The sequence below is a fragment of the Paenibacillus sp. FSL R5-0701 genome (assembly GCF_037973995.1).
In the GTDB taxonomy this organism is placed as follows: Bacteria; Bacillota; Bacilli; order Paenibacillales; family Paenibacillaceae; genus Paenibacillus.
Genome location: NZ_CP150230.1, coordinates 4,032,291 through 4,058,583 on the forward strand (window position 1 = coordinate 4,032,291; position 26,293 = coordinate 4,058,583).

Annotated in this window: 27 protein-coding genes and 1 riboswitch; of the genes, 8 read left to right on the plus strand and 19 right to left on the minus strand. The window is 43.1% G+C overall.

Annotated elements, in window-relative coordinates:
- Positions 1–105 precede the first annotated feature (105 nt).
- From MKZ13_RS17690 to MKZ13_RS17750, 13 genes are all read right to left on the minus strand, one after another.
- Positions 106–498, minus strand: coding sequence for a DUF2500 domain-containing protein (locus MKZ13_RS17690; RefSeq protein WP_017688132.1), 393 nt, complete (start codon positions 496–498; stop codon positions 106–108).
- 209 nt (positions 499–707) lie between these two features.
- A complete protein-coding gene (locus MKZ13_RS17695; protein ID WP_339177033.1) occupies positions 708–896 on the minus strand; it encodes a hypothetical protein in 189 nt (62 codons plus the stop codon).
- Entirely contained in the window at positions 883–1,275 is a 393-nt protein-coding gene (locus MKZ13_RS17700; RefSeq protein ID WP_339177035.1) for a hypothetical protein, read from the minus strand. Before MKZ13_RS17700 ends, MKZ13_RS17695 begins: the two co-directional genes overlap by 14 nt.
- A 254-nt stretch (positions 1,276–1,529) precedes the next feature.
- Positions 1,530–2,660 carry a collagen-like protein gene (locus MKZ13_RS17705; protein WP_339177037.1) on the minus strand — a complete coding sequence of 377 codons (1,131 nt, stop codon included), beginning with the start codon at positions 2,658–2,660 and terminating at the stop codon, positions 1,530–1,532.
- Positions 2,661–2,977: 317 nt separating this feature from the next.
- Positions 2,978–3,571 carry a C39 family peptidase gene (locus tag MKZ13_RS17710; RefSeq protein WP_221821578.1) on the minus strand — a complete coding sequence of 198 codons (594 nt, stop codon included), beginning with the start codon at positions 3,569–3,571 and terminating at the stop codon, positions 2,978–2,980.
- Between the two features lie 41 nt (positions 3,572–3,612).
- Positions 3,613–4,107 carry an AAA family ATPase gene (locus tag MKZ13_RS17715; RefSeq protein WP_221821580.1) on the minus strand — a complete coding sequence of 165 codons (495 nt, stop codon included), beginning with the start codon at positions 4,105–4,107 and terminating at the stop codon, positions 3,613–3,615.
- Positions 4,108–4,250: 143 nt separating this feature from the next.
- On the minus strand, positions 4,251–4,997 hold the full coding sequence (locus tag MKZ13_RS17720; RefSeq protein WP_339177039.1) for a class I SAM-dependent methyltransferase: 747 nt from the start codon (positions 4,995–4,997) through the stop codon (positions 4,251–4,253).
- Between the two features lie 236 nt (positions 4,998–5,233).
- Positions 5,234–5,659 (minus strand): NUDIX domain-containing protein, encoded by a 426-nt coding sequence (locus MKZ13_RS17725; RefSeq protein ID WP_221821582.1) that lies wholly within the window; start codon positions 5,657–5,659, stop codon positions 5,234–5,236.
- A 63-nt stretch (positions 5,660–5,722) separates the two neighbouring features.
- On the minus strand, positions 5,723–6,358 hold the full coding sequence (locus tag MKZ13_RS17730; RefSeq protein WP_339177041.1) for an SMI1/KNR4 family protein: 636 nt from the start codon (positions 6,356–6,358) through the stop codon (positions 5,723–5,725).
- 208 nt (positions 6,359–6,566) lie between these two features.
- Positions 6,567–7,346, minus strand: a complete 780-nt coding sequence (locus MKZ13_RS17735) for a phosphotransferase (RefSeq protein ID WP_339177042.1) — start codon at positions 7,344–7,346, stop codon at positions 6,567–6,569.
- A 61-nt stretch (positions 7,347–7,407) separates the two neighbouring features.
- A complete protein-coding gene (locus MKZ13_RS17740; RefSeq protein ID WP_339177044.1) occupies positions 7,408–9,201 on the minus strand; it encodes a serine hydrolase domain-containing protein in 1,794 nt (597 codons plus the stop codon).
- A gap of 411 nt (positions 9,202–9,612) precedes the next feature.
- Positions 9,613–9,822 (minus strand): hypothetical protein, encoded by a 210-nt coding sequence (locus MKZ13_RS17745; RefSeq protein WP_339177045.1) that lies wholly within the window; start codon positions 9,820–9,822, stop codon positions 9,613–9,615.
- A 148-nt stretch (positions 9,823–9,970) separates the two neighbouring features.
- On the minus strand, positions 9,971–11,248 hold the full coding sequence (locus MKZ13_RS17750) for a YCF48-related protein (RefSeq protein ID WP_339177046.1): 1,278 nt from the start codon (positions 11,246–11,248) through the stop codon (positions 9,971–9,973).
- A 336-nt stretch (positions 11,249–11,584) separates the two neighbouring features.
- Between MKZ13_RS17750 and MKZ13_RS17755 the strand changes: the two genes are divergently transcribed.
- A complete protein-coding gene (locus MKZ13_RS17755; RefSeq protein WP_076217081.1) occupies positions 11,585–12,514 on the plus strand; it encodes an L-lactate dehydrogenase in 930 nt (309 codons plus the stop codon).
- Between the two features lie 273 nt (positions 12,515–12,787).
- Here MKZ13_RS17755 and MKZ13_RS17760 read toward each other — a convergent pair whose 3' ends face one another.
- From MKZ13_RS17760 to MKZ13_RS17775, 4 genes are all read right to left on the minus strand, one after another.
- Entirely contained in the window at positions 12,788–13,708 is a 921-nt protein-coding gene (locus tag MKZ13_RS17760; protein WP_091029457.1) for a tyrosine-type recombinase/integrase, read from the minus strand.
- Positions 13,709–13,944: 236 nt separating this feature from the next.
- Positions 13,945–15,024: a hypothetical protein gene (locus tag MKZ13_RS17765; RefSeq protein ID WP_339177050.1), complete on the minus strand. Its 1,080-nt coding sequence runs from the start codon at positions 15,022–15,024 to the stop codon at positions 13,945–13,947.
- 620 nt (positions 15,025–15,644) lie between these two features.
- Entirely contained in the window at positions 15,645–17,024 is a 1,380-nt protein-coding gene (locus tag MKZ13_RS17770) for an amidohydrolase family protein (RefSeq protein WP_339177052.1), read from the minus strand.
- A gap of 111 nt (positions 17,025–17,135) precedes the next feature.
- On the minus strand, positions 17,136–17,687 hold the full coding sequence (locus MKZ13_RS17775) for a CGNR zinc finger domain-containing protein (protein WP_339177054.1): 552 nt from the start codon (positions 17,685–17,687) through the stop codon (positions 17,136–17,138).
- 145 nt (positions 17,688–17,832) lie between these two features.
- Between MKZ13_RS17775 and MKZ13_RS17780 the strand changes: the two genes are divergently transcribed.
- The 7 genes from MKZ13_RS17780 (at position 17,833) to MKZ13_RS17810 (ending at position 23,876) form a co-directional block, all read left to right on the plus strand.
- Complete coding sequence (locus MKZ13_RS17780) at positions 17,833–18,333, plus strand: DinB family protein (RefSeq protein ID WP_339177056.1); 501 nt, start codon at positions 17,833–17,835, stop codon at positions 18,331–18,333.
- Positions 18,334–18,417: 84 nt separating this feature from the next.
- A riboswitch (FMN riboswitch) is annotated at positions 18,418–18,570 on the plus strand.
- A 144-nt stretch (positions 18,571–18,714) separates the two neighbouring features.
- A complete protein-coding gene (locus tag MKZ13_RS17785; RefSeq protein WP_339177057.1) occupies positions 18,715–19,695 on the plus strand; it encodes a DMT family transporter in 981 nt (326 codons plus the stop codon).
- Positions 19,696–20,017: 322 nt separating this feature from the next.
- Positions 20,018–21,514 carry an amidase gene (locus MKZ13_RS17790; RefSeq protein WP_339177059.1) on the plus strand — a complete coding sequence of 499 codons (1,497 nt, stop codon included), beginning with the start codon at positions 20,018–20,020 and terminating at the stop codon, positions 21,512–21,514.
- A gap of 211 nt (positions 21,515–21,725) precedes the next feature.
- The gene (locus tag MKZ13_RS17795) at positions 21,726–22,238 is read left to right on the plus strand and encodes a DUF3231 family protein (RefSeq protein WP_237174895.1); all 513 of its coding nucleotides are present in this window, start codon (positions 21,726–21,728) and stop codon (positions 22,236–22,238) included.
- 174 nt (positions 22,239–22,412) lie between these two features.
- Entirely contained in the window at positions 22,413–23,252 is an 840-nt protein-coding gene (locus tag MKZ13_RS17800) for a manganese catalase family protein (RefSeq protein WP_339177060.1), read from the plus strand.
- Between the two features lie 107 nt (positions 23,253–23,359).
- Positions 23,360–23,551, plus strand: a complete 192-nt coding sequence (locus tag MKZ13_RS17805) for a spore coat protein (protein WP_339185410.1) — start codon at positions 23,360–23,362, stop codon at positions 23,549–23,551.
- A 13-nt stretch (positions 23,552–23,564) separates the two neighbouring features.
- On the plus strand, positions 23,565–23,876 hold the full coding sequence (locus tag MKZ13_RS17810) for a spore coat protein (protein WP_339177062.1): 312 nt from the start codon (positions 23,565–23,567) through the stop codon (positions 23,874–23,876).
- 76 nt (positions 23,877–23,952) lie between these two features.
- Here MKZ13_RS17810 and MKZ13_RS17815 read toward each other — a convergent pair whose 3' ends face one another.
- Positions 23,953–25,059 (minus strand): endospore germination permease, encoded by a 1,107-nt coding sequence (locus MKZ13_RS17815; RefSeq protein ID WP_339177064.1) that lies wholly within the window; start codon positions 25,057–25,059, stop codon positions 23,953–23,955.
- Positions 25,060–25,079: 20 nt separating this feature from the next.
- Positions 25,080–26,288, minus strand: a complete 1,209-nt coding sequence (locus MKZ13_RS17820) for a Ger(x)C family spore germination protein (RefSeq protein ID WP_307411499.1) — start codon at positions 26,286–26,288, stop codon at positions 25,080–25,082.
- Positions 26,289–26,293 lie beyond the last annotated feature (5 nt).

Below are 26,293 nucleotides of genomic sequence, written 5' to 3' on the forward strand. Positions count from 1 at the left end.
ACATTAAGCCTCTTCTTATATAAAAACACGATAGGCCCATTAAGAAACGCTTGTCCAGCAAATAATCAAAAAAAGCTCACGCCCTTCTGGCGCAAGCTGCTCAGTTTAACCACGTAGGCGTTCAGAATATACGCGATTATATCGCTCGAAGCCTACATAACGCGTTCCTTTGAACGAGAGCCGTCCTTCATCCCCCTCGGCGCACAAACCATACTCTTCACCATTGACTTTGAATTCAAGCCGATCTCCACTTTCTACTTCAAAGGTGACGTAGTATAACGTTCGTGCTGTACTGCCCGGTTCAGATTGCGACTGACTCATCTTCATCCGTCTGCTGGTGATTCGTGAAGGCACGGTCAATAGCGGCTCCGAGTTGTTGCGTCCCCACCTCCATACCTCCTTTCCCATCGACAGAAGGACTATACCTATAATCAGAACAAATACAACCGGAAAGACGGTTCCAAACAAATCAAACATCCAGGATGATTCAATGCCCATGTCTCTCCCTCCGTTCATACAACTTAGGACAGCCGGAGTCTTGACCCGTCTCCAGTAATGTATATGCACGTAAATAAGGAACTTGTTATCCGGATTAAAATCGAACGGTGTGAAGGGGAAAATCCTCCGGCAGAATACCGAAGGGTTGCTTTATCCGAAAATAAGTACTATTTCATTATCTAATACCTTGTTTAACTAGCAGCCCTGTTTTATTTAAAGGTTGTTGCAAATCGTTGATCCGTCAATATAACCTGATTAACCTGTCCTTCTTTTGTCAGCATAAACGATGCACGATAGATAGCCAGATCATCTTTTTCCGCTTGCAGCGACTTCTCATCCAGGAATGTTTCCTTCTGAATATGATAGGCATAATCGATATTACGTTCAGATTCGACCAAAACATGTTCCTTGCCATACAGGTCGAGAATCTCTATGTGTCATCCCCGCCTCTGCCTCGCGAGCCGTCTTAAAGTACCCTTTCGAGTCCTTGTTCAAGATGATACTAACGACTTTGGCATCCCTATACCCAATCGTGATTCCATTATTGTATTGATAGGATTGACCCACACCAGTAGATGTTCCCTCACCGAGGATTTTCTCCGCCTCTTCCTGGCTCATTCCATACGTAATCTTATCCTCACTGTCGGTCTTCGTCACAGCCAGATCCTGTTCTGAAAATTCGTTTGGATTGAATTTGCTATTGCCGCAAGCCGTGATCATGATTAATAATAATGCCGCAACAATCCATGTTATTTTTCTCCAGTGTCCATTCCTCATGTACTCACCTCTGATGTTTTTCCAATATTTTTATCATATTAACAACTGAGAAAATAATTAGTAGTGACGTTTTCACCATTCCTCACAAATCAACAGGGGATCCGATATGTAGTTACTCCTGTACCATTATCCGCTCCAACTGAGATAACAGCCTCGGGTAAAGCACTGCTATCTCAGTTCAAGCAAACCCATATTACCATTGTAGATGCATATTTAATAAAGCAAAGGACAATTAGCCTAGGCTGTTAACGTACTCAAGCTAATTGTGTGATCACAAGATGTGCCGATACAGGTCTTGTTCCGCCCGCAAGTGGCGTGATTGTTAATGCTGTAGCATTACCAGCCGGGTTCCGTACGGTCAGAATAGAATTAATCACGGTTGTCTGCACTAAAGCCATACCCACAATCTGAGACGTTCCCGTTGCTCGCCCAACTACAGTAGGAGCCAAATCTGCCCCATTGAGAGTTAAGATTAATTGACCGGCTTCATTGATGCTCACCTGGAACAAAATCTGATACGTACCAATGGCTGCCAGATTGAATGAACTAGGCCCTGTGCGTGCGATCGTTATTCCACTTGTCGGCCCATCCTGAGGAAAGCTTACATCAGTACCGGGAGCAACCGTTGCTGCATTATCAGGTGGCATCAGTGCGAAAAAGTCCGCAAACCCCAGTACACTTCCGGCTGCTCCTGTTGCACCTGTAACTCCTGTGGCTCCAGCGGGACCAGCTACTCCAGTCGCACCTGTCGGACCTACTGCTCCAGCAGGACCTACCGCTCCTGTTGCGCCGACTGGTCCTGCCGATCCTACTGCTCCAGCAGAGCCTGCCGCTCCCGTTGCACCGACTGGTCCTGCCGGGCCTACTGCTCCAGCAGGGCCTATTGCTCCTGTTGCACCTGTTGGTCCTGCTGGGCCTACTGCTCCAGCGGGTCCGGGGAAACCTTGAGGTCCAATCGCTCCGGCAGGACCTGGATTACCTTGCGGACCTTGTGGCCCTACGGCCCCTGCTTCTCCCGGAATCCCCTGTGCTCCCATGGGTCCAGCAGGTCCGACCGGGCCTTGAGAGCCTACCGCTCCAGCAGGACCAGGCTGTCCCTGAGGTCCTTGTGGTCCAGGTGGCCCCCCTGCTGGTCCTTGAGCTCCTGGTGGTCCTTCAACCCCTTGTTTACCTGGAATACCCTGTACGCCCTGTACGCCTTGTATACCTTGTGGTCCTGTTGGGCCAACAACAGTAGGTGTAGATATATTCACTTCTGGAGGCGGACATTTTACTTGAACGAACTTTTTAACCACTTTTAATCGGCGTTCTTTTCTTTTAATTTTACACGGGTGTAATGTTGCCTTTTTTCTCCTCATACGTTTCTTCACTTCTGAATAACTCACCGTGTGGACACCTCCCTAAAGACATAGTTTAACGTACGTATGTAGATGAAAAGGTGCGTGGACGAACAACCATTTTAGTGAAAAACTCAGCTTATTCCCAGGAAAAACAATAAAATTGAATCACACCGTCCCTACGGTTGATCTAAATCGGTCATAACCATTAATTGAGTCGAGCTGGTTTACGTAACGGTATTTGTTCACAAAAAAACTCATGCCATTTGGGCATGAGTTGCTTGGTTTAATCACGCAGACGTTCCGAATAAAGCAGATTAGTTCGTTTAAAGCTAATATATCATACCCCTTGAAAGAGAGTCGTCTTACATCTGCATCGGGTGTACAACGATATAGGAGTTTTGAGAAAAAGGTAACCAGGACCTCCATAACATGTTGAGTTCACTTATACTGATTTTTCGATTGTAATATTCTTCATCACAATTAATCTTGTGGTCTAACGATTCTGCCAAGTAAAAATGTGTTTCATCATAACCAACGACGGGAACAAAATGCAAATAACGTTGCTTGGGATGTACTCTAATAAATAAAATAACAGGCACACCCTGGCTGATCTGTTTTTTCAACGTATTCGCATTTCCTCGTAAGTACATTGCCTGATATCCTAGCTTCCTGAAAAAAACAACGACCGCTTTGGGATATACCGTCCCATCCAGTAATTTGCGAGGATAGGTTTCATATAACTTTGTTCCGTTGGACTCCAAACCGAAATGTCTCAAGACAAACGCACTTGAAAATGCAGCGCATTCGTAGTTTTTCTGAATATCCAACCGATTTGAAGATTGAATGTAATATGTGCTTGGCACATTGACTGTGTACATGCGATCTTTCTTAGGGAAACTGAAATAAAGGGAGATCACCCAGAGAATAATCAACCAAAGTAATACATTGAGAAACAAAACGTGACCTCCTTCGTCTCATCAAGATGTCTTTTAGATGTTCATTCCTCGCACCAGTTCTTTAAAACCCAATCTTTAATTTGTTCAGCTACTCCCACTGCTGTAAGTTCTGTCGTATCAATTGTTTGCATTGGCGGGTCAAACGCAGTTTCCGAATTATGGAGTAACCAGTTGGCAAAGTTTTTATGATCTTCAATCAAGTTCACGTCCCACCCACGGGCTCTTAAACGCGTCTCGCGAGTAACATCGTCACAATGCAAGTTCATATATAGAATTCGATCAAATCGATCTATGTAATCGGACGATGCAATGTTTTCCGGAACCATCGTTCCACATAAAACAGTCCCTCGCCCACTTAGCGATATGTTATACGCAATCCTCAACCAATTCTCTTTGGCAATCTGCCAATCCACATTATCGATGATATCCATATCAAAAACGTCAAATTCGGGTAGCTGCTTCCGAACATGCGAAGAGATCGTTGTTTTTCCTGTTCCACTTGCGCCTGTCACTACAAAAAGGGGTAATCTTCTCATAACTCGCTCCTTTAGTTAAAATAAAATTTGATTTATTACGTTCTCCATTGATCTGCTTTCAAGCCATAAATAATAGCGATATATAGGTAGCAGTATCCATTTGATATTTAAACATAGCCCACTCTCCGATTCATTTCATTTAATCACCGTTTTCTTGCTTTAATCACAAAAGATACAGGTAACATCTTTGCTCTTTTAAGGAGACTATCGCTATTATTATGTAATTGCATGATGTCCTCATCGGATTCTTCTATCATTTGTTCAATGACAAATCCCGCTTTCGCTAACGCATTGACATAGGTTGATAGTTGACGATCAGCCAAGGTTAATTCACCCTGACAAAAATCAGGAGATATCGCATACCACGATTCATCAGAATATGGCTTATTGAAGACAAATCTATCATTTTCTTCAACGACACATCTATGAATTGGATGAGACCAACTGAAAATAAAAATACCATCTTTCTTTAAATAAGAAGCGATTCGGCTGAAAGTACCTTCAAGATCGGTTGTCCAACCTATGGCATAAATCGAATACACAGCGTCAAAATAATTAGTAGGAATACCGCATTCCTCTTCCATGGGTGAACATATCAATGTTGCAGGAATTCCGTATGTCCTCAAGTGTTGTTGTGTCTTTTCTATCTGTTTCTGGGATATATCCATACCCCACAGTTCACCTGCTTTGCGGTCTCCATGATACTGCAAGGATTGACCATTTCCACAGCCCACCTCTAACATCTTTAATCCTGAGACATCACCAAAAAGTTGGTGTTTTTCTTCTGAGATAAATGCTCCATAATGTGGAAGCACGATTGCACTCAAAAAGTCATTCCCTTTTGTATCCCAATAAAAGCTGTTTGTTTCATAAACACTGTACTTGTTCATCTGATAGCCTCCTTTATACACTACATTCAGAACATTACTTGTTACCTTCGTTGAAATATGTAATCTCATTGCCATTAAGTAAGCTTTTAAAGCCGTTCTTGTAATAAGGCATAAGCTCATCTGCCTGTGTTATATCCAACCATGCAATCTCAGAGATTTCGTCTGGTCTTGATATCTCTTCTCTCCCTCCGACGATTTACATCGGTTCATTGATTGAACTTCCTTTCTGGAAAATTTTAAATATTATTCTTATCACTGAACTCAATGCAAAAAGGTTGCATCTCAGGTTTTAAGCAATACTCTATTCTTTCTCTGAAGTTTTTCCATTCGACTTTTAAAATGGCTTCTTCGATCGGAAAGAAACCAGACTCTAAGCTCTCCGATGATGTGATTAATTCTCCTCCTATTGGTTTGGCTAGGAATAATGTGTTACATATTGAATTTTCAATATTTTGAAATATTCCACAGAATCTGATGATTTCAATGTCGATTCCGGACTCCTCTTTCGTTTCTCTGACCGCAGCTTGACTTAGGGATTCTCCTTCTTCTACTTGACCACCTGGCATTTCCCATCCTCTTCGTGGTCCTCTAATAAGTAATAATTCATTCTTGTCGTTTATCACGATAGCAGCGGCAGATAAGATATGTTTTGGAGGGCTCATTTATTCGACTCCTTCTAGAGAGATTGGATATGAATTGAAGTTCTTTATTCTAATACGGAGTCATTAATCCTTCTTTGACAAAGCGAGCGTATAGTTCTTGCCATCATAGTTATTCACATTTTCAATGTGTCCTTGTAAATGCCTATAATAACGTTCAGAATTTTCATTATTCCAATTCCAGAAATGCGCGCCATTACATATAATCAGTCTTTCAAACCATCTCTCAAAATTCATATTTACCTTAATTGCGCTATCAACGAACAACATTTCAGTCCAATACAAATAGCTAGAAAATCTATCAATGCATTCATTCGTATTTATAAAAAGCATATCTCCATTATCCGAACCTATTGGAATCCAACCCTGCGGTATCATGCTAACATAATCATAATCTATGTATACCTGTCGAATCATGTTTAAGCTATACAATTGGATCCCCCCTCCATAAAAGGGATGCACGAATATATCTGCTCCATTATGATTTAGTAAAAAAGCTTTATAGTCCCAAGGAATAACTAAATTTAACTCTTCAAATAAAGAATCGATCTCCTGATTTGATGAACCCGGATAAAACGTAAATCTTGCAGGCTCACTATAACCAGTTGAACCTTGTATTAATAATGAATTATTACTATCTAATCTTTTCTTCAAACCCTCTAGAGTTAACTCAACTATATTGAAGATTTCCGAAGATTCCATAAGATTTCATCCCTTTGCTTAAAGTTATCGTATGCCGGTCTTGAGTTCACGACTTCCTCCGAATTAAGCCCAATCGCTAGTTGCGATGCGGATAGTCCGTTCGGTTGTGTTCGTGTGAACTTACTTCTCTAATGCATTCAACAGATCAAGAGCCAAATGACTGAAACGGAACATTTTTAAATCTGAAAGAATATGATTTATAGCCAGACTAAAAGAAGTTATATATCCCGTCTTCAAAATAATTGTATTCTTCATCCGTTATTCTTAAATTTCCATACCCGTTATAAAATATTTCTCTATCTCTTTCATTATCAAACGCATTATGTTTCGGTCTAATGGCTAATGCTACATCATATCTTGGATCGCCATAAGCTGCTCCTGCCCAGTCAATAACTCCAACAATATTGCAATCATTAACTAGCACATTATCTATAGTAAAATCTCCATGAATGAAAGTGTTCTCTATTGGTTTTGGTTTTACTTCTTTTAACTGTTGAAGTAGTTCTTCTGATCCGTCTACAGCAAAGTGAGTTAGATTATATTCTGCTTTATTAAGCATTGTATCTAACCAAGGAATGTCATTGTTCAATAATTCAACAGGACAAGAGCATTCATGTATTTTCTTTAAACAAAGCCCAAAGTTAAAAATCGCTTTTTCTTTACTTTGGAGGTCAGGCATCTTAAAGAGAAATTCTCTTAAACTTATTCCATCAATATAATCCATCAGTAGCCATCTCGATGTGTCCTCAGTATGAAATGAATATACCTTTGGAACAGGGAGTCCGGTATGGTAAAGGTATTGAAGCACCTTATATTCATCGGATAACCATTCATTATAAAGATCGTTTTCTGTCTTCTTGATGATGTACTTTTGGTCGAACGTATCCAGAATAGCTACAGTAGAAGTATGACCTTGCTTAGGAAAAGTGATTTTCTGGATTTCCCCTATATGTTCTTTTATTTCAATTGGGAGATCTTGAATTTTCATGGTTTTATCCTTTCTACTATCTCATGCTCTTTCTGATCATGTTCTCGTCGATAATTAAGCTCTAAAAGTACAAATCCCATCCCATAATAAAAGCAGCAAATAGGAAAGCCGACATGCCAGAAATGATGTATACCGCCTTTTGCTTTTTACTATAGCTTCTTTTCAGCACTTTGTAGAACAACAAGACAAGATACACCACAGCTAGAATCACATAAACCAGGTTCAAGATGAGATGTATGCGCAATGAAGAATAGGGGGAGAAGCCTAAGGCGCGCATGAACAATAGGATCGTATTCAAAATTAATGCCAGACTGGCGATATTAATGACAATATGATATTTATCAAATCCTGTACCGGGTCTTTCCCAGTTTTTTAATTTGTATCTGGATAACCGAATAAAATAGCCAATTATCGCTCTCAAACTGAGCAGGATCGCTATTGCAAGAGCAATAAAAGATGCTTTGATCAAGTTTATCGTTAAGTTGGATACGGGCAAAAAGTCATTATAAGACATAGAGACCATCTCAACAGTGCCATGACGCTCAACAACATTTGCAAAGTTACTAAGGTCAAATGTTGTATAGTTCTGCAGACTTAACATCGAATATGCCTTCGTAAAACCGGAAACGACCCGTCGCGCAGGCTGATAATATCCTCCACTTTCAGATGTAACTGAATTCGTGCTGAAACTACTTCCAAACACCTTCTGGACAAGACCAACGTTATAAGCCATTTCATTTGACTGGTTTGTCATGACTACTAACCCAAAATTAGACTCCGGATCAAAAACAAATCTACTTGAAAATCCCGCCGTACTTCCAGCGTGTTCCAGTGCAGGCACCCAGTATTCCACTTCAAAGAAGCCATGTGCAATTCGTGGAGTTGAAGTCCCATCGTAATATAGACTTGTTGACAGCATCTCGTCTAAGGTGTCATTGTTCGCAAATAATAAATTACTACGATCCACCGGCATTAAGGCTGCAAGAAATCTAGCTGCATCCTCTGCTGTGCCAATGGCCCCCGCCGCAGGGTACAAGCTTATGTATGCTCTGTTCTTAGGAATTAGTTTCAGATTCGTAGTGTAACCCTGAATCTCATTTCTTCGTTTCAAGACGTTTAGATTATCATACTGTGACGGGTGAATCGAAGTGTCTTTCATATTCAGCGGTTTAAATATATGTTCGTTGACATATTTGTAAAAGGTTTGTCCGCTTTGTAATTCAACGATGTAAGCAGCCATAGCCGTACCATAGTTTGAATAAGCAACGACACTCCCAGGTTTATCGATCTGCCTCGGTTCAAATTTTTGTAAAGCTTCACCTAATTCCACAATATCACTCTCGGATGAATACCATAAGTCTATCAATCTATCTTCCCATCCTGCGTTATGATGCATAAGGTTCATTAGGGTAATGGGAGCATCGTATTCAAGATTCTTTAGAAATCCTTCCGGCAAATAGTCCTGAATATCGGTATCCAAATCAAGCTTTCCCTGTTCTACAAGCTGCATAACACTCGTCCAGACCAATAGTTTAGAAGTTGAACCCCATTCAAACACAGTAGAGGTGTCTGCTTTTCTCTGTTGCTCAAGATCTGCGTATCCATAGGCCTTATTCACAATAGTCTCACCGTTCTTGATAGCTACAACCGAAACGGCAGCGGTGTTCTTCTGATTAATAGCCACATATGAATCTATTGTTTCCTCTAGCGAAGACAACGCAATCCTGGAGGGTGTAGTATCCACATTCTCTACCTCAGCGTTTACAGGTACCGCACATGTCGTAATGATGAATGCAAGTATCAGAACACAAGCGATTACTTTATTAACATAGTAATATTTTCGATTAATCTTCATTAGCCACTCTCCTTATCGTTCTAATATAGTTTTCGTGCCTTTATCCACAAAGGTTACAGGGAGCATCTTTGCTTTATTAGCAAAATCATCATTTTACAGTTGCATCAATTATCAAAGTAACATTTTTTATAAACAAGTCTATCCTCTTCTGCAGCAACACATTTGTGGATGACAAAAGTTGTCCTTTGATATCCCAAAACAAGCCATTGGTTTAATGAATACTACGTTTATCCTTGTCACCTTCCTCCAAACTAAGAGTCAATAAACAATTCCACATTTTGAGTAATTTACCTTAATTATTTCTATAATAACCCATGCTGCAATATTTGCGAAGTGAATTTAAAAGCGCATACATTTCTCTCCAAATCAAAAAGAACCCTCCGGTAGGAGCGTTCTCTGTGAATGATTAGCCTAAGCGTACATCAAGTCCTTATACCCGCGAGTTACTTCCCCACCTTCGGCTGGTTCGGGCTGGTCTGCTTGTGCGTGTTCTGCCATGCAAGCCTTCACCGCTTCCTCTGTCGTACAACGATTCGCATCGTCACATGTGTAGCATAATTGAAGCATATATCTGGTTAATTCATCCGCCTGCGTGAATTGAGTTTGACCGTTGGTTCTCATCTTCATCACTCCTTCTCTTGTTGAGTTAAATATATCACCTTCTAGTGGATTTATTTGTGATTTATTTCACAAACTAAGAAAAAAAGAAAAGGAACCCTTCTGGCTCCTCTCCTTTCTCCTATCTATTCACATCGATAACATTCAACGTTTATAGTACTTTCCAATGTACACCGCCATCTACCGTTTGCAATAACAATGATCTTTTGGCATCTGTATTTTCAACCAATATCCAGCCAAGCTTGGGGGTAACCATCTGCATCTTCACAATCTCCGGATAGTCTTCGAGAATTTTCTCCAGTACACTGCTTGCAGGAAGAACGCTCCATGTTTTGCCCGCATCCTTGGTGTGGTAGGTTATGCCCTTTTGCATCGCCCAACCTTCCGATGCGTTCAGAAATACCGGTGAAAGGTTACGATTTGGACCCGTTTGTTTGTTTAAAGTGAAATTGGACAGCTTCCAGCTCTTTCCGCCATCGGTGGTAAAGAATCCATTGAATGTCGTGCTCTCCCCTTGAGAACAGGACATTGACATCCAGGCTGATTGCGCTTCACGTCCAAAAAATTGTGGTGAACTAACACTGAAATTACCACACCCGTTGAATTTGTTTCGATCAAAAAAGGATGGTCCAGTATTCCAGTTTTCTCCGCCGTCTGATGTTACATATAACTTCGGTGTGCCGAACTCCAGCGCTGTTAAGAAACCATGCTTTGGATCCGAGAAAGTCATCCCCATGGTGTATCCACGTTTGGAAATCTCTTCTGCTTCCTGTTTGCCCTCTTCATCACTGGAGGACATCCGATTCCAGGTAATTCCACCGTCCTCGGTGAAGTAAAGTTTCTTGTCCTGTTTACCAATAGCGGTATCGACCGTGGTGAGAATCCAGCCTTTCTCAGGAGATACAAATGAGATCGCAGTCACTTTATCCGTCTTGGACAGAGAAGACAGGCTCCAGGTTACGCCCCCATTGTTGGTGCGAAGCACCATGGTATCTGTTCCACCCATGCCTTCACGAACAATCCAACCATGTGCACGATCTACAAAATAAATGCTTTGTCCATATTTAGGGTTAGCCGGAAACTGTACATTTTCCGAAGGTGAAATATTGGTCCAGGTCTTTCCCTGATCCTGAGTGTAGTACAGGCGCAGCGCATTCCGCGTCACACCCCACGCCAATCCTCCGTTGTCATTGAGCAACTGAAAATCGGTCAAACGGGTCTGTATTTGGTACTTGGCCATATCTGCAGATTCTGTACTGTTCACAGGGGGAACGACAGTTAATGTCTGCCCTGTATTCCCGGCGTCCTCCTGCTGCTGCGGAGGTTCTGCTTCCGGAGGTTGATCTGAGTCGGTGCATGCAGCCAATACAGCTGCTATACCTATAGACAGCAATGCTGTCTGCGCAATTTTAATCCATTGCAAACGCAAGTGGGTTCCACCTCTCTCATCCAATATACAGGCGCGCATGCCTGTCCTATGGCGTTTTATTTACGATTCATCAGAATCCACTGCTCCTATTCTACCACAAACCTTATGTAAAAGGCTCATTGCCCACTCATGGTTGGCCCGCTCCCTTTTTCCAGCTCATACTCTTGGCTATAGGTCGCACATTTATTCCCATTAATTTCATCCTAAACTGTTTTTCGACGGAATAATTGGTAAAAAGACATGAAATGTGAACTATTTTATAGACAACACTCGCTTTATATTCTCTAATCCCTTAATATGGATGGGAGTATAACCCAAAAAGGAGATGATATGAACATGACAAATAGTGCAGCTCTGAAACCCAGTCGTGTCGTGATTGTAGGCATGGGTGCGGTGGGAACAACAACGGGATACACGCTAATGTTGAGACAGCGTTCGTCCGAGTTGGTATTTGTGGATGTGAATCATGATAAGGCAACCGGCGAAATGCTGGATATGAACCACGGTCTTCCATTTACGGGAGGCGTGAAAGTATGGGCTGGCGATTATTCCGACTGCAAAGATGCAGATATCATTATTATTACAGCCGGTGCTTCCCAGAAGCCGGGCGAAACCCGGATTGATCTGCTGAAGAAAAATGCAAGCATTTTCAAAGATATTATTGAGCGCATTACTGAAGTGAATTCTCATGGTATTTTACTGATTGCAACCAACCCTGTAGATATTTTGTCCTATACTTCATGGAAACAAAGCGGATGGCCTGCTTCCCGTGTCATCGGTTCAGGCACATTGCTCGATAGCGCACGTTTCCGTTACCTGATTGGTAAGAATAAAGGGATCGACCCGCGTAGTATTCACGCACACATTATTGGTGAGCATGGAGATTCCGAAGTACCGGTATGGAGCCTGGCTAACGTTGCAGGAACAGATCTGGAATTGGATGAAGAAACACAACAGGATATCTTCGACCGTACCAAAAATGCGGCGTATGAGATTATTAATGCCAAAGGAGCGACTTCCTATGCAATCGCCCTTGCTCTGGACCGCATTGTAGCTGCAATTCTCGGCAACGAAGGCTCCGTTCTGAACGTATCCACTTACCTTGAAGACTACAATGGTGTATCGGATGTTTATCTCGGAGTTCCATGTGTTGTCGATCGCAATGGTGTGCGCGAAATTCTGCCTCTTCCGCTGAATGAATCCGAGAAAGTGGCTTTCCAGGCTTCTGCTAACAAATTAAAAGAACAGATCGCTGGATTGGAATAATCTAGCCTCGCATTCATTCATATCGTGAACGATTTAGCATGTTAAACGTTGTGAATTAAGATATCTGTGCTGGCTAAAAGGACCATTTGTTTCTTCCAGAGAGAAGAAGCAAATGGTTTTTGTTTTGACTTCAATTTATATGACTATTTAGATATTATATATTAGTTTACATAATATTAATTATGTTTATTTATTCTTCATCCAAATCAATAACAAAAAAAGCCTGTCACTTGGACAGACTCCTTTTCGGAATAAATATCGGCTTTTTTCCTTCTAATATGACGGAAGTTTAACGTCCAGCAGAGCCATAGCCTCTTCTTTCTCCCTACTGGTGACGTGAGTGTACACCGTTGTTGTTTGAATCGAAGCGTGACCCAGTAGCTCCTGCACGGTACGCAGATCGGCTCCACGCCGTAACATCATGGTCGCGAAAGAGTGACGCAGCTTATGACTGGAGTAATTTTGACGTTGATTAGCTGGTGATTCCTGCTGGAAGCGTTCAAACGTTTCCGTAGATATGAGCTGGATGCTGCGAATCGACAGTCTTTTCCCTTTTTGCGAGACAAATAACGCTTCCTCTTTCGGTCGCCAAGGATCGAGACGCTCAGCCATCGCTTGAGATAATACTTTTGCCACAGTCTCCGGTACAGGGAGCGAGCGCCATTTACGACCTTTACCAAATACATCCAATGTACGCCGCTCCGCGTTATAGTCTTTGCAATCCAACGCATGCACTTCTCCAACCCGTAATCCCATATATCCCATTAGTAGAAAAACAGCCAGATTACGTGTGCGATACTTGCCTTCTACCGACTCCAAGAAACGTGTCAGCCCACTTTCATCAAGGAAAACGGGCGCACGGTTTTTCTCGGTTTTGGATTTTTTGATCCCAAACGCCGGATTATTGGTTAACAATTCGAGTTCAATGAGGGACTTGTAAAAACAGTTCACCGCGGCATGTTTGCGATTTCTCGTGGCATCACTAACCCCACGCTCCCGCGCACGGGACAGAAAAGACAACACATGCAGCTTTTTGACCTGCTCCAGTGACTTTCCTTGAATGGAGACCAGGAATTCCACTACGTCACCTGTGTATGATTTTACCGTATGGCCTGTATATCCGGCATCCTTCATCCATATGTGAAAAGCTTCTAGCTCGTCCGCATATTGCTCCTGAATCTCCTCGGTCATCATCTGTCTACGTCACCTCAATTCGGTTCTTTATAAATTGACTAAGATTATTTACACGGGCACTGCGATGACAGAACAACCTTCCAATCGCTGTTATCCCCAGATTTTTCTGATTCCCTTTTCTCAAGGGGAAAATCCGTGGATAAAGGCGAACGCTTCACTTTTTCAGGTTCTTTCTGTCCTCTCCGTTTTCGTGTAAATGATTAGTTCAATTTATATATTTATTATAAAGCAGTGCTCTACGCTTCATCCACAATGACAACGTCAATCAGCGGAATGATCGTTTCAGGTTTGCCTTGACTACGGGTAAGTACAAACGATGGCAATGGATTCTCGTGCAGACCATTCACGGATTCACAGATCTGAGTATACAAATTCATATGCAACGTCTCGCCTTCACCCGCCACATCAATGACAGGCCAATCGTTCTGAACGCAGGCAGGCCAGTAAGCCAGCTCATTCGCAGGTATGATACTTAATTGTTGAATGGACGGATCAATACGGTAGATCCCTTGCCGTTCAGGTTCATCACCCAGCTTGTCCACGGCAAGTATTCCAGCCGACTGCTCATCTGGTGCAGAATAGAGTGAATAACACCACGGAGTCACGCCCCAGGCAATCACCATCAGCCCCTCTTCCAGCAACGTATCTGACAGATTCCCTTCGGCAAATTGCTCGATCAGATTATGGTTACCTTGTCCTATCAGTTCCTCTACACGTTCAGCGAGTCGAGGCAGGTCAGCGAGAATGAACCCTCCTCTCCCGTAGGAGTCAAACACATGATGGTTTCTGCTCCACACAGCTTGAGTTGGTGAACTCAACGACGCTGCTTCTGCCGGGAAAAGCGATATATATACAGTGATAACTTGTGCATACTTAACCATTGCAAGCTGTTCAGGTTCAAGTGTACCTTCGGCAATACGAGGTGTTTTCATATGCAGGGAGATTCGCAGTTCGTATTCCCCCTCTGTAAATGCTGCCCAACCAAGATTAACAGACTGTTCAACGCCTTCAATAGATGTAATGGAGATTGAGCTATCCGGTTTCAGATTAACAGCATACTGCACGTATGCCAGCTCCTGACCATAGATGATATTGGCATCTTGACGATTGACGGGTGAATCCAACTGTTGTGCAATGACAGATACCTTACGTCCATCCTTCAGAAGACGCTGCGGATCAATATCCAACTGTAGGTCATCTGCACCTCCTGATTGTGAAACAACTAATTGTGCCTCTGCAAGTACGGATGAGTCAGCCAAGGCAAATCCAAAAGCTTCATTTTGATGATCTGAATTCGTATGTAATGGTGTGTTCATGATACATCCCCTCTCTTATGTCTGATGGCATGTCACATCCCCAAATATATTTCATATTTGGCTTAGCCGCAACCCCGCCCCCGTGATTAAGTTGGTTACTTCCCTAATTACTTACCCATATATGAAGAAAATTCCAACCTTCCCCTGCTGTTATCTTCCTTTAGCTTCTATATAAAAAAATCCAGGAAAAATGAATATGTGCTCGGTTAAAGATGTTTGCAACTAATCTAACACGTTATAGCGTTGCTTGGTTAAATTTATTTTTGGAGATCGCTTATTTTGTTGTTTTATCGCGAAAATGTTCATTATCTGTTGCACGTGGATGAATATGAAAATGGATTTAAAACAAAACTGCGTATAATTTATATTATGCGCAGTTTTTAAGAGCCTTATTTTTCGTGAAGAATACCTATAGACCCTTGTTATCTGAAGTTATAAGAATGAGAGCTCTTTTCGTCTTTTTCTGCTGTATCTTCCTCCCTTATCCTGTCTAATTCGACGATATGAAGACATGTAAAAGAGCCACATATCCATTATGCGGCCCTTTATTTCTTACTATAGATCGAGGTGTATATACAAATACGAACTGACTTCATTTCAGGTTTTTATGAAAAAGTAAATTATGAGAACGCAATTCTCTCTGCATCTGACATCCGGTATTGGGTTAACAAATACTCTTTGCTCTGCATCGCCGCATGACGAATCGCATCCAAATCAACATTCAACAGCTTACCCTCTCGCTTCACGAGTCTACCTGCCACAAAGACCGTATCCACATTGGATGGATTGGCAAATTGCACGACAGCGCCGATTGGATCATGGACGGGGAACATATTCAGATCGGTGGTACGAATCATGATCAGATCCGCTTCTTTTCCCGGGGTCAACGAGCCCACCTTCTGCTCCAATCCCAATGCTTGTGCACCAGCTGAAGTTGCAAATCTCAGCACTTGGCTGGACTGCAAGTTCAACTCACCAGGCATCTCACCCTGCTGCAAAAGTTGTTCATTGGCTCTGGATCGTTCAGCTTGAAGTGCAAACTTCATCTGCGAGAACATATCTCCGCCTGTCGACGTTACCACATCTACACCAAGTGTAGGGGTTCCCCCATGTTCAAGAAAATAGCCGGTGGCCGGATATCCATGACCCATCATCATTTCAACTTCAGGTGTGACCGACAAGGAAGCGCCGCTATCTGCCAGCATTTTGTATTCATCCATGCCCATAGTGTTACCATGAACGATATTCACCCGTGGACTTAACAGTCCCGCTTCGTACAAGTGACTAATCGAGCGATCCACAGATCCCCAACTGCCAAATCCGGCATGCATGGAACAGATCGCATCCAGTTCTTGTGCTAGTTCGATCTCTTTCACGGTTGTATCCCAATGACTGAACTCCGGACCACGAATGGCAAGCCCATAAGTAAGTAATTGATCCCGTGATGAAAAATAACGTTCTTTGACTCTTCTCACATCATTATTCGAATACGTAAGTCGACTATCCCGATTCCAGTAGTCCGTCTCACCAGGGACTCCGTGAGCAAATACCGCCCGAATGCCAGCATCCTGAAGTCCACGAATCAGTTCATCCGTGTGGTCAGGGGAATACGGCATGCTCCAATCCAACACCGTTGTCACTCCTGCATTAAGCGCTTCCAAGGAACCGAGCAAGTTGGCAATATAACTATCTTCTGGACGGAGCTTGCTTCCCATTGCACCATAATAGAGATTTTGCAAATAAACTGGTAACGACCAGTTGGTTCCCGCTGTTTTGACAAGTGATTCCCACATATGCCGATGCGTGTCCACCAGCCCAGGCATAATAATCATCGATGAAGCATCAATGATCTCCGCATCCGGAATATCCAGATCGGGTTGAACCGCCGTGATCAACGAATCTTGGATCAGAACGTCCGCCCTCTTATACTGTCCAACTCGAGCATCCATCGACAACACACAGCCATTTTTCAACAGATAACTTGTCCGCACAAGACACATCTCCCATCTGATTTGGTTTGAAAGACGATCATATCCTGCTTACGAATCCGTACTGCTTCTGACTATTTTTTCGCTAGTATATATACATTATATAGTTATTGTTAGTATTTATCAATTTTGGGATTTTCGTTTCGCCCGAAATCTTCTGACCTTCATCAGATTTCCACACATCTTATCATCACAGTACTTCTGTGTTCTGCTTCGGGTATCATCATAGAACATCCAGCGACAATCCGAATTATCACAGATCCGAATCCTATGCCCTTCTCCCTCCACCAAAGTCGTGGCAAAATCAGCAGCTACCTCAGCCATAACCTGATGCCAATGTGCTTCTACAGCTAACAGTTGGAGTTTCAGTTCCTGATCAATTGTAGTCAATGTTCTTCTCACATACCCTGCTTCCATAATGCCATTTAACCATTGTTTTTCTATATCCGTTAACGATGCTCCAGAAGACAAGCGGGCTCCAAGAGCCAACAATTCATTCCTGAAGTTTCTCATGGACAACTCATCTTCTAGAGATGCAGGGACAGAAGCGTTAAGTTGCCATCGAGCCAGAAAGTCTTGCTGCCAGCTCGCCTTCCCAAGCCTGTCCTCCGATCGATCTCCCCCACGCCAGTCGTGATAATCGCTGTTTACAAAATCGGTCCATAACCTGTCCATATATATACCTCCGTTTAGTGTAACCATCTAAGTCAATAAAGATGGTTATAATCCATCTTTGATGTGTTATATTAAGTGTAACCTCATTAATCAGTTTTAGCTAGTTACAACACATATCACAATTATACGCAAGGAGGAAAAGGTAATGACGAAAACAACAGCACTAGATGTGTTACGTATTCAGAAGGATGATACCTGGGATCAATGTAATTGGATTGTACCTTTGTCGAAATCCTTGGAGGGTCTTACAGCAGAACAAGCAGCCTGGATTCCACCCTCAGGGGGATTAAGCATCTGGCAGTTGGTTAACCATATGTATTATTACAACCATCGCTTATTATGTCGCATGCAAGGTAAGGAGCCTACCCTTCCTGCTGTAGACTCCAATGAATACACATTTGGGAATCCTGGAGATGCAACTGACACAGCCGGATGGAATACACTGCTACAGGGTACAACTCGATTAGCCCAACAGTTGCGAGATCAATTGGCTGCACTACAAGAGTCAGATCTTGAAGCCGCATATATGGACTCCGAAGAGAAATGGGCACACGAACTAGCTCGCTGGGTACTCCATGATGCGTATCACGCTGGTCAGATCGTACTCCTTCGCAGACAGCAAGGCAGCTGGAAAATCGTTTTCTAAAAAAAATGCTTGAACTGCTAGCGCTTACAGGAATAAGATGAACTTATTAATGTTACAGCTTGTTCAACACACTATATAATTGAATAGGATCTTCGGGGTAGGGTGCAATTCCCAACCGGCGGTGATGTTCTTCGGAACCAGCCCGCGACTCGCTATTTGTTCTTAACGAAGGACATTAGCGACTGACTTGGTGTGAATCCAAGGCCGACGGTACAGTCCGGATGAGAGAAGATCAACACATTGACATGCCGTTCACGGGAAGGCCTCTTTCCTGACGCATGTCCTTGGATGAGCCCCCGTTTATTTGGTATATACCAAAACGGGGGCTTTTGTCGATTTTGCCAACTGAAGATTCCGTGTTCTGACGAAGGAGTCCTGAATATGGAAAAGACATCAGCAGCATCACCTGTTTACCGCAAGGAACGAAGTAATACCGGATTCTGGCTTGTAGTTCTCGGCGCCGCCTTATGGGGTGTCGACCCACTCTTCCGCATTATTTTGCTAAACACGATGACATCCACGCAGATTGTACTGGTGGAACATATCATCGTCAGTCTTATTGCCATTCCCGTGCTGTGGAAATTCCGGTCTGACCTGAAAAACCTGCGTGCTCGCCACTGGATTGCCGTGATTTTTATCTCATGGGGAGGATCAGCACTCGCAACGGTATTGTTCACCATGGCACTAACACATAACGATCCAAATACGGTGCTTTTATTGCAAAAAATGCAACCACTCTTCGCTATCGTGCTGGCTAAACTGTTATTAAAAGAAACCTTGCCACGTCGCTTTGGTGGATTGTTCTTCATAGCATTAGCAGGAACGTACCTGCTTACATTTGGCTCCACATTGCCATTAGGTAACTGGGACAACTGGATTCATGCTGGAAGCTTGTTATCCCTTGGGGCTGCTGCCTTATGGGGAGGTTCAACCGTAATGGGCCGATTGATGCTGGGGCAGGCGCGTTATGAAACGGTCACCTCTCTTCGCTTTGTCGTTGCTCTCCCGCTCCTGATCTTTATGACGTGGAATGAAGGTGCGGCATGGACGTTTCCGTCCGGAACGGGTGAACAGACTGCTGTCATCCTCAACATTCTTGGTCAGGCATTGTTACCAGGTTTGCTCAGTCTTCTGTTGTATTACAAAGGTCTGTCGTCAACCAAAGCATCTGTTGCAACACTCGCAGAACTTAGCTTCCCGATGGCGGGTGTGTTGGTGAACTGGATTGCTTTCCGTACACTGATTACATGGGAGCAGCTGCTTGGTTTTATCCTGATCTGGGTGGCCCTCTTCGCCATTTCCAGACAGCAGGAAAGATCATCAACTGCGGCTGATGCTGCACCGAAGCTGCGTACAGAGTAAGTGGATATATCTGAGGTACACAGATAAACAAACAGTCAAATATAAAATAAAACCATTGCACATCAAATTAGATGAGCAGTGGTTTTTTTTATTGGTCATTACTCGATTATTACTCGATCATTTTCTCAATTAGCAATATGAGCTATTAACCCTGTGCTTTATTTCTATGTCGCAAATCCTCCCCTCTTCTCCCTCCAACCTCATAACGAATATGCATATCATCGCACTACGTCTCTTCTATGTTTTGTCTTTTGTCTAATCCGGTGGTACGATGACATATGGAATAAACAGATGAATTATATTCAGAGAGGAACGATCATTAATGTCTTCATTCTCATATACCTCCTACGACGCCGTAGGTTTGGCTGAACTGATCCGATCCCGGGAAGTATCCCCGGTTGAAATGCTGGAAGCGGCGTTTGCACGCCTTGAAGAAGTGAATCCGCAACTTAATGCGGTTATTCGTACATATGAATCTCGCGCACAAGAGGAAGCCGGTTTGGTTCGCCCTGGAGAACAACCTTTTGCCGGTGTGCCCCTGCTCCTGAAAGATATCTCGCAATCCTTGGAAGGTGAATTTCTGACTTCAGGCTCCCGTTTGTTCAGCGAGCATCGTGCATTACGCAATTCCAATTTTGTCACTCGACTCCGTGATGCAGGCTTTATCATTATAGGACATACCAATACACCTGAATTTGGTTTGAAAAATATTACCGAGCCCCGTCTTCATGGTCCAACTCGCAATCCATGGAATATTAATCACTCCCCAGGTGGTTCAAGTGGTGGTGCCGCTGCCGCTGTAGCTTCAGGTATTGTTCCTCTTGCCGGAGCCAGTGACGGAGGAGGTTCGATTCGTATCCCGGCTTCCTTTAGCGGATTGTTTGGATTAAAGCCAACCCGCGGGCGCACACCTGTAGGACCGGGAGTTGGTCGTCAATGGCAAGGCGCATCCATTGATTTTGCCCTCTCCCGCTCGGTACGGGACAGTGCTGCATTGCTTGATACGTTACAAGTTATTCAGCCCGAAGCTGCGTTCCATGCTCCACTCTTTCCAGGCAGTTACTTGGCAGATATGAGCTATCCACATCAACGCAAACTGAAAATTGCATACACAACGGATTCGCCCGTGGGAACACCTGTCAGCGCAGAAGCCAAAGAGTCTGTATACAAGCTCGTTCGCTGGTTGGAAGATCAAGGTCATCATGTTGAAGAAAAGCTGAGTCCAGTCAATGGAGTCAGGCTGATGGAGAACTATTACATGATGAACAGTGGTGAGATGGCCGCGATGATCTCTTCCATGGAACGATCCATGGGCCGGGCTCTGACCTCCGATGATATGGAGATTGAATCCTGGGTTCTGGCTGAAGCTGGCAAAAAGGTATCCGCTGCGGAATTTGTACATAGCTTAGCAGAATGGGATGTAGCTGCAGCTCAAATGTCTACCTTGTTTGAGCGTTATGACTTCTACGTCACACCTGTTAATGCTTTTCCTGCGCCTAAAATTGGGGAACTAACACCTCATGACGAACAGATTCGTAATCTGATGCGAATTAGTGAATTGGACAAGACCCAGCAGCAGCAACTCATCTATGAAATGTTTGAGCCAAGTCTTACGTATACTCCGTTCACCCAGCTTGCGAATTTAACAGGCCAGCCTGCGATAAGTGTGCCTTTGCATATGACACCAGAAGGTTTGCCAATGGGTGTTCAGGTGATGGCAACCAAGGGACGTGAAGATTGGTTATTACATCTGGCTGGACAGCTTGAAAAGTCAGAATTATGGATCGGGATGAATGGTAACCCACTTTTTCCAGTCTAAAAATACACGTTGCACTCCTACCAGCAGACCTGTTCTGCTGGTTTTTCCTTTTTGAATAACAAGATAAATTTGTTTAGATTCTCTTAGTTTACATAATAAATATGTTGTTAATTTAGATAACATCCTCGATTCCCCGTTCAGTGCATAATTTTATAGAATACAGGCGATCATAAGTTGGTGGTAAATTAACATACTGGAGGGAAATCAAATCATGGGTATTCTAAGTGGCAACCCCAAGAACGAGCCGATGCATTATGGTGAAATCTTTAGTGTATGGCAATGTTCCACAATAGCCAAAGGCGCTGTGTCTTGCTACCAAGCTTATATGAGTCATGCAGGAGATAAAGATTTGAAGAAAATCTTGGAAGACCTGCTGGACCAAGCCAAACTCGAAATTAAAGAATGTGATACACTATTGACTGAAAATGGTATTGCCCCTGCACCAACACTGCCGGAAAGACCACATGTTGAGTTTGAGGATATCCCGGCTGGCGCAAGATTCACAGATCCCGAGATTGCTGCAAAAGTAACAGCCGATACAGCCATGGGTCTGGTTGCTGCAAGCCAAACGATTGGGCAATCGATCAGAGAAGATATTGGCGCGTTATTTGCTAAATATCATGCAACCAAAACAGCTCTAGGCCTCCGAATTCTTCAAATGAACAAAGAAAAAGGCTGGCTCATCCCTCCACCGCTTCAAGTCAAAAGACCGGATTCAGAATAGAGTTTATTGGAAGACGTCTAACAAAATGTTGTAGTGAATTAAAAAGACAAAGCAGGAGAAGCCCCCATTCTCCTGCTTTGTCTTTTTTAATTTTACTGTTTAATTTCCAATAGACAGGTTAATAAAATTTTGAAATCATCAGAATTTTAAGACATCTTTATTGGAGGGATTCACATGTTTCGACATCAGAAAGAGTTGCAATTTGAAGTCAAAGTAGATCGTCCCGATCCCATGCTTGCACGTCAGGTTCAAGAAGTGTTGGGAGGGCAATTTGGTGAAATGACCGTCATGATGCAGTATCTTTTTCAGGGATTCAATTGTCGAGGTGAAGAGAAATATAAAGATATGCTAATGGATATTGGCACCGAAGAAATTGGACATGTCGAGATGCTCTGCTCATTGATCAGTCAGTTGCTGGATGGTGCTACTCCTGAGGAACAACAACAAGCCGCTAAGGATCCTGTGACAGCAGCAATTATGGGCGGTATCAACCCACAACATCTGCTCGTCAGCGGTCTTGGTGGTTTGCCAACCAACTCTAACGGTGTTCCGTGGAATGGTTCGTATATCGTGGCAAGCGGAAACTTGCTTGCAGACATGCGCTCCAATTTGCATGCCGAGAGTCAGGGTCGCCTTCAGGTGGCAAGACTGTACCATATGACAACTGATGAAGGTGTGCGGGCTACTTTCCGTAAAATGTTAGCACGTGATCGTTATCACCAGTATCAATGGATGGCCGCTATTCAGGAACTGGAAGAAAAGAATGGAGTCGTTGTTCCAGCCTCTTTCCCTCCTGAAGCCGAGCAAGAATCTCAGCCGCAGGCCTATGAATTCTGGAATCTCTCCGAGGGAACTGAATCCGCCGAAGGTTTATGGGCTACAGGAAGTGCACCTGATGGAACCGGAGACTATGTATATATCTCCAATCCTGTTCCAAAGGGACAGATACCTGAGCCCGTCATTCCTGCCACGGAACTTCACCATGACCTGGATATGAGATCAACAGATAAATAAAAAGTTAAATACTATTTTTCTCGAATTAATTATAATAAATCCTGTTTATATGCTTCGCAGCAGGTTATTAGCTATTATAAACAACTATTTTTTGGAGGTGCTTAATGATGGCAACTAAGGAACTTGCATTACATGAGAAACTCGAAGTACATGAACTGCTAACTCTCAAAACTTCGTGTGCCACCAAAGCCGTAACGATGCTGGAACTCGTAAAAGACGACACACTAAAATCCTTAATCGAAGATGATTTGGACAACTCTTCCAACGCTATTGAACAATTAAAATCTCTATTAAAATAAGGAGGGTTCTCTTATGACTACAACCAAAACGAAAGAAATGCTCGTTAAAGCCGTTGCTCCCATGGATGATATGGCCATTGCCACCGATATGCTTCTTTCTGCTAAGTCGGCGGTACGTACCTATGCGATAGCCCTTACCGAAACTGCAACCCCCCGAGTTCGGAAAGTCCTTAAAGCTCAATTGGATACGGCAATCGAAAGCCACCAAAAGATCGCAGACTATATGATCAAGAATGAGATGTATCATCCCTATAGTATAGAAGAGCAAGTTAAACACGATATGGAGAAATCAGACATGGCGTTGAAATTGTTGGATGACAATTAATGGTTAACGCCTAAAGCGACTCAGTTACGACTGGGTCGTTTTTTGATTCCAGAGTATATGAATTTCATATTTAAAGCTAGTTTTTTTCGCTTTTCTGCATCCCTTTCTTTCTCAGGAGAATGACGACCAATAGTAGTATGGGTAAAAAGATTTGAAATACAGGAGAACTATAATTCAAAGTGAATCCTCGCCCTATCTCAATATGTTCTGTGAATGTCGGTGATAAAAAAGACAACCCATATAGAACAAGCCCTACTGGAAACACCCATTTCCTATAGTTCGCTCCAGTTACTCTTTCGAGTCCAATTACGGCGCCATGGAAAAATGCAGCCATTTTAATACCCAATCCGAGGAAAAGGAGTAAAGTGAACAAGGCATCCATCCGTTCAAACACTTCAGTCAAATTGATTAATTGTACTGTCTCCAAAAGCGGGAGTGTACTATAGGCAGCAATCTGAGGACCCAAGACAAAAATGATAAGTTGATTGATAAATGTTAAAGCGAGAGCCGTTAGGATATAGGCGATGATCACCGCTCTGTTAAGATTCCTTCCTTTCCGAGCATAGGGATAAAAGACCAGGAATAAGACAACCTGCCCAAATGGAAAGGATACGATCTCCGGAAAAGCAGCTTGAAAAATCGGCTTCCACCCATTCTCCATAACAGGCAAGGCCAGATCCGAGTGAAAAAGACCTGTTGTTGGAATTAAGAAACTGATTAACGCATAGCCCAGCGCCATGAGCGGAAACAGAATCATACACATGAGAAACAGTACACGATATCCATATCGTACGGTGTTGGATACAACGATAATGATGATCATGCTGATGATCCACATCGACGTTCTGTTCAGTAAGGTCAATTCAGTGACTTCACTGATGTCACGTAAATTTCGTGAAGCCTCATAGGCGAAATAAGCTACAAATGAAAGGCTTACGATTGTCCCTAGTACTTTTCCCATATAACGGCGACACAGAAGAAACAAATCCAATTCAGGTTCCTGATGATGAATAGCCAGATGTAGGAGTAGTAACACCAAGCCACCAGCAGCCCCGGCGAGCATGGCTAACCATGCATCCTGTTTGGCATCTCCACCTATCAGAAACAAGGTTGTACTGCCAACTTCAAATAAGGAAAGACAAACAGCCAATTCGGATACGCGAAGCTCCCTAGACAATTTCATGATTGAACCTCTCCTTGGTGTTAGTCTTTCTGTTCGCCAAGCAACTTGCTGAAAGAATCTTGAAGCAAACCTACTCGTTCCAAAGTTACGTTTACGTTTATGTTAATATCCATCTGTGCCAATTCACTAGACCAGTTGTCTTTTAGAACTTTCCACTCTTTGGGATGTCTTTGATGTATTTTGTTCGCGATCCCCAACATATCGACATGAAGCCTCTGGTTCCCTCTCCATCCGTCCAATATCTGTGCTTGAATGACTTGTTCAGCCTGTCGCTGCAATTCATGAATAGTGTGTGTTCTAACTATATCCTCACCAGATGTGCTCTCATCCAGTTCAGCGTCGACCTTTGCATCTACCTGAACAGCATAATGAAGCCCCTTTTTCACAGGAACGACCTTAACTTTTGCTTTGCGCACAAGAAAAGAGTTCACCTCCCCCTTTGCACCTTTATAGGTCAAGTTGGTCCAGTTCACCCTGTCTGTTAGCCAGACGATACCCATACTTTCTTTTTGGTTCAGAACTCCGATCTTTTTGTCTTTGAGAAATACACTTAATCCTTGAATTCTTAAATTCCCGGGTATTGATGTTTCCTTAAAAATATCAATTGAACTCTGTTTGTTATCGCCCAGTGTATCTGTTGTAACACCAGGAATTCCGGCTGATCCACTGTCTGAAGTGATCTTCAGAGCAACCTCATGTATGTTCATCACGGGATAGTACGACCCTTTTTCATTATTCCGTTCCAAAATCTCGGATAAAGCACGGCCAGGCTGTTTCTCTGGAGGAATCAATTTTTCGAGATACTCCCTTGCTTGACCATCTGCAATAATAAGTTTGGCAGATTCCCGAGAACCAATATTTCGATAATAGTGATCCATGATCTCCGCAATCCCGTATCTTGCCGCTTCTTCACCAATCAGAACGACATTGGTATGTGCAAAATATAATCTTTTGGGATTCTCCACGCTGCTTTGGGCAACAGCTTCCCGAATCGTTTTGCCTTCTGATGAAAATGTGTTCACGGGGGCTTGAGATCCACCAGACGACGACCCAATTGAACTGCTCGCTGGTGGTACAATAATCTGATAGGTAATGATCCACTTTCCGTTTTTTCGATCAAATCCTGTTGCTGTTGCGATGCCCAGATCATTTAATTCTGTGCGATTTCCACAACCAGCAGTAATCAGTCCAACCATGAGTAAGATTAATATGGACTGCAAACGAATCATATAAA

Excerpts from the sequence above, each read along its gene's own strand:
- MKZ13_RS17690 (WP_017688132.1), bottom strand. The coding sequence starts at position 498 with ATGGGCATTGAATCATCCTGGATGTTTGATTTGTTTGGAACCGTCTTT.
- MKZ13_RS17700 (WP_339177035.1), bottom strand. The coding sequence starts at position 1,275 with ATGAGGAATGGACACTGGAGAAAAATAACATGGATTGTTGCGGCATTA.
- MKZ13_RS17715 (WP_221821580.1), bottom strand. The coding sequence starts at position 4,107 with ATGAGAAGATTACCCCTTTTTGTAGTGACAGGCGCAAGTGGAACAGGA.
- MKZ13_RS17720 (WP_339177039.1), bottom strand. The coding sequence starts at position 4,997 with ATGAACAAGTACAGTGTTTATGAAACAAACAGCTTTTATTGGGATACA.
- MKZ13_RS17725 (WP_221821582.1), bottom strand. The coding sequence starts at position 5,659 with ATGAGCCCTCCAAAACATATCTTATCTGCCGCTGCTATCGTGATAAAC.
- MKZ13_RS17730 (WP_339177041.1), bottom strand. The coding sequence starts at position 6,358 with ATGGAATCTTCGGAAATCTTCAATATAGTTGAGTTAACTCTAGAGGGT.
- MKZ13_RS17735 (WP_339177042.1), bottom strand. The coding sequence starts at position 7,346 with ATGAAAATTCAAGATCTCCCAATTGAAATAAAAGAACATATAGGGGAA.
- MKZ13_RS17740 (WP_339177044.1), bottom strand. The coding sequence starts at position 9,201 with ATGAAGATTAATCGAAAATATTACTATGTTAATAAAGTAATCGCTTGT.
- MKZ13_RS17745 (WP_339177045.1), bottom strand. The coding sequence starts at position 9,822 with ATGAGAACCAACGGTCAAACTCAATTCACGCAGGCGGATGAATTAACC.
- MKZ13_RS17755 (WP_076217081.1), top strand. The coding sequence starts at position 11,585 with ATGACAAATAGTGCAGCTCTGAAACCCAGTCGTGTCGTGATTGTAGGC.
- MKZ13_RS17760 (WP_091029457.1), bottom strand. The coding sequence starts at position 13,708 with ATGATGACCGAGGAGATTCAGGAGCAATATGCGGACGAGCTAGAAGCT.
- MKZ13_RS17765 (WP_339177050.1), bottom strand. The coding sequence starts at position 15,024 with ATGAACACACCATTACATACGAATTCAGATCATCAAAATGAAGCTTTT.
- MKZ13_RS17770 (WP_339177052.1), bottom strand. The coding sequence starts at position 17,024 with ATGTGTCTTGTGCGGACAAGTTATCTGTTGAAAAATGGCTGTGTGTTG.
- MKZ13_RS17775 (WP_339177054.1), bottom strand. The coding sequence starts at position 17,687 with ATGGACAGGTTATGGACCGATTTTGTAAACAGCGATTATCACGACTGG.
- MKZ13_RS17780 (WP_339177056.1), top strand. The coding sequence starts at position 17,833 with ATGACGAAAACAACAGCACTAGATGTGTTACGTATTCAGAAGGATGAT.
- MKZ13_RS17785 (WP_339177057.1), top strand. The coding sequence starts at position 18,715 with ATGGAAAAGACATCAGCAGCATCACCTGTTTACCGCAAGGAACGAAGT.
- MKZ13_RS17790 (WP_339177059.1), top strand. The coding sequence starts at position 20,018 with ATGTCTTCATTCTCATATACCTCCTACGACGCCGTAGGTTTGGCTGAA.
- MKZ13_RS17795 (WP_237174895.1), top strand. The coding sequence starts at position 21,726 with ATGGGTATTCTAAGTGGCAACCCCAAGAACGAGCCGATGCATTATGGT.
- MKZ13_RS17800 (WP_339177060.1), top strand. The coding sequence starts at position 22,413 with ATGTTTCGACATCAGAAAGAGTTGCAATTTGAAGTCAAAGTAGATCGT.
- MKZ13_RS17805 (WP_339185410.1), top strand. The coding sequence starts at position 23,360 with ATGGCAACTAAGGAACTTGCATTACATGAGAAACTCGAAGTACATGAA.
- MKZ13_RS17810 (WP_339177062.1), top strand. The coding sequence starts at position 23,565 with ATGACTACAACCAAAACGAAAGAAATGCTCGTTAAAGCCGTTGCTCCC.
- MKZ13_RS17815 (WP_339177064.1), bottom strand. The coding sequence starts at position 25,059 with ATGAAATTGTCTAGGGAGCTTCGCGTATCCGAATTGGCTGTTTGTCTT.
- MKZ13_RS17820 (WP_307411499.1), bottom strand. The coding sequence starts at position 26,288 with ATGATTCGTTTGCAGTCCATATTAATCTTACTCATGGTTGGACTGATT.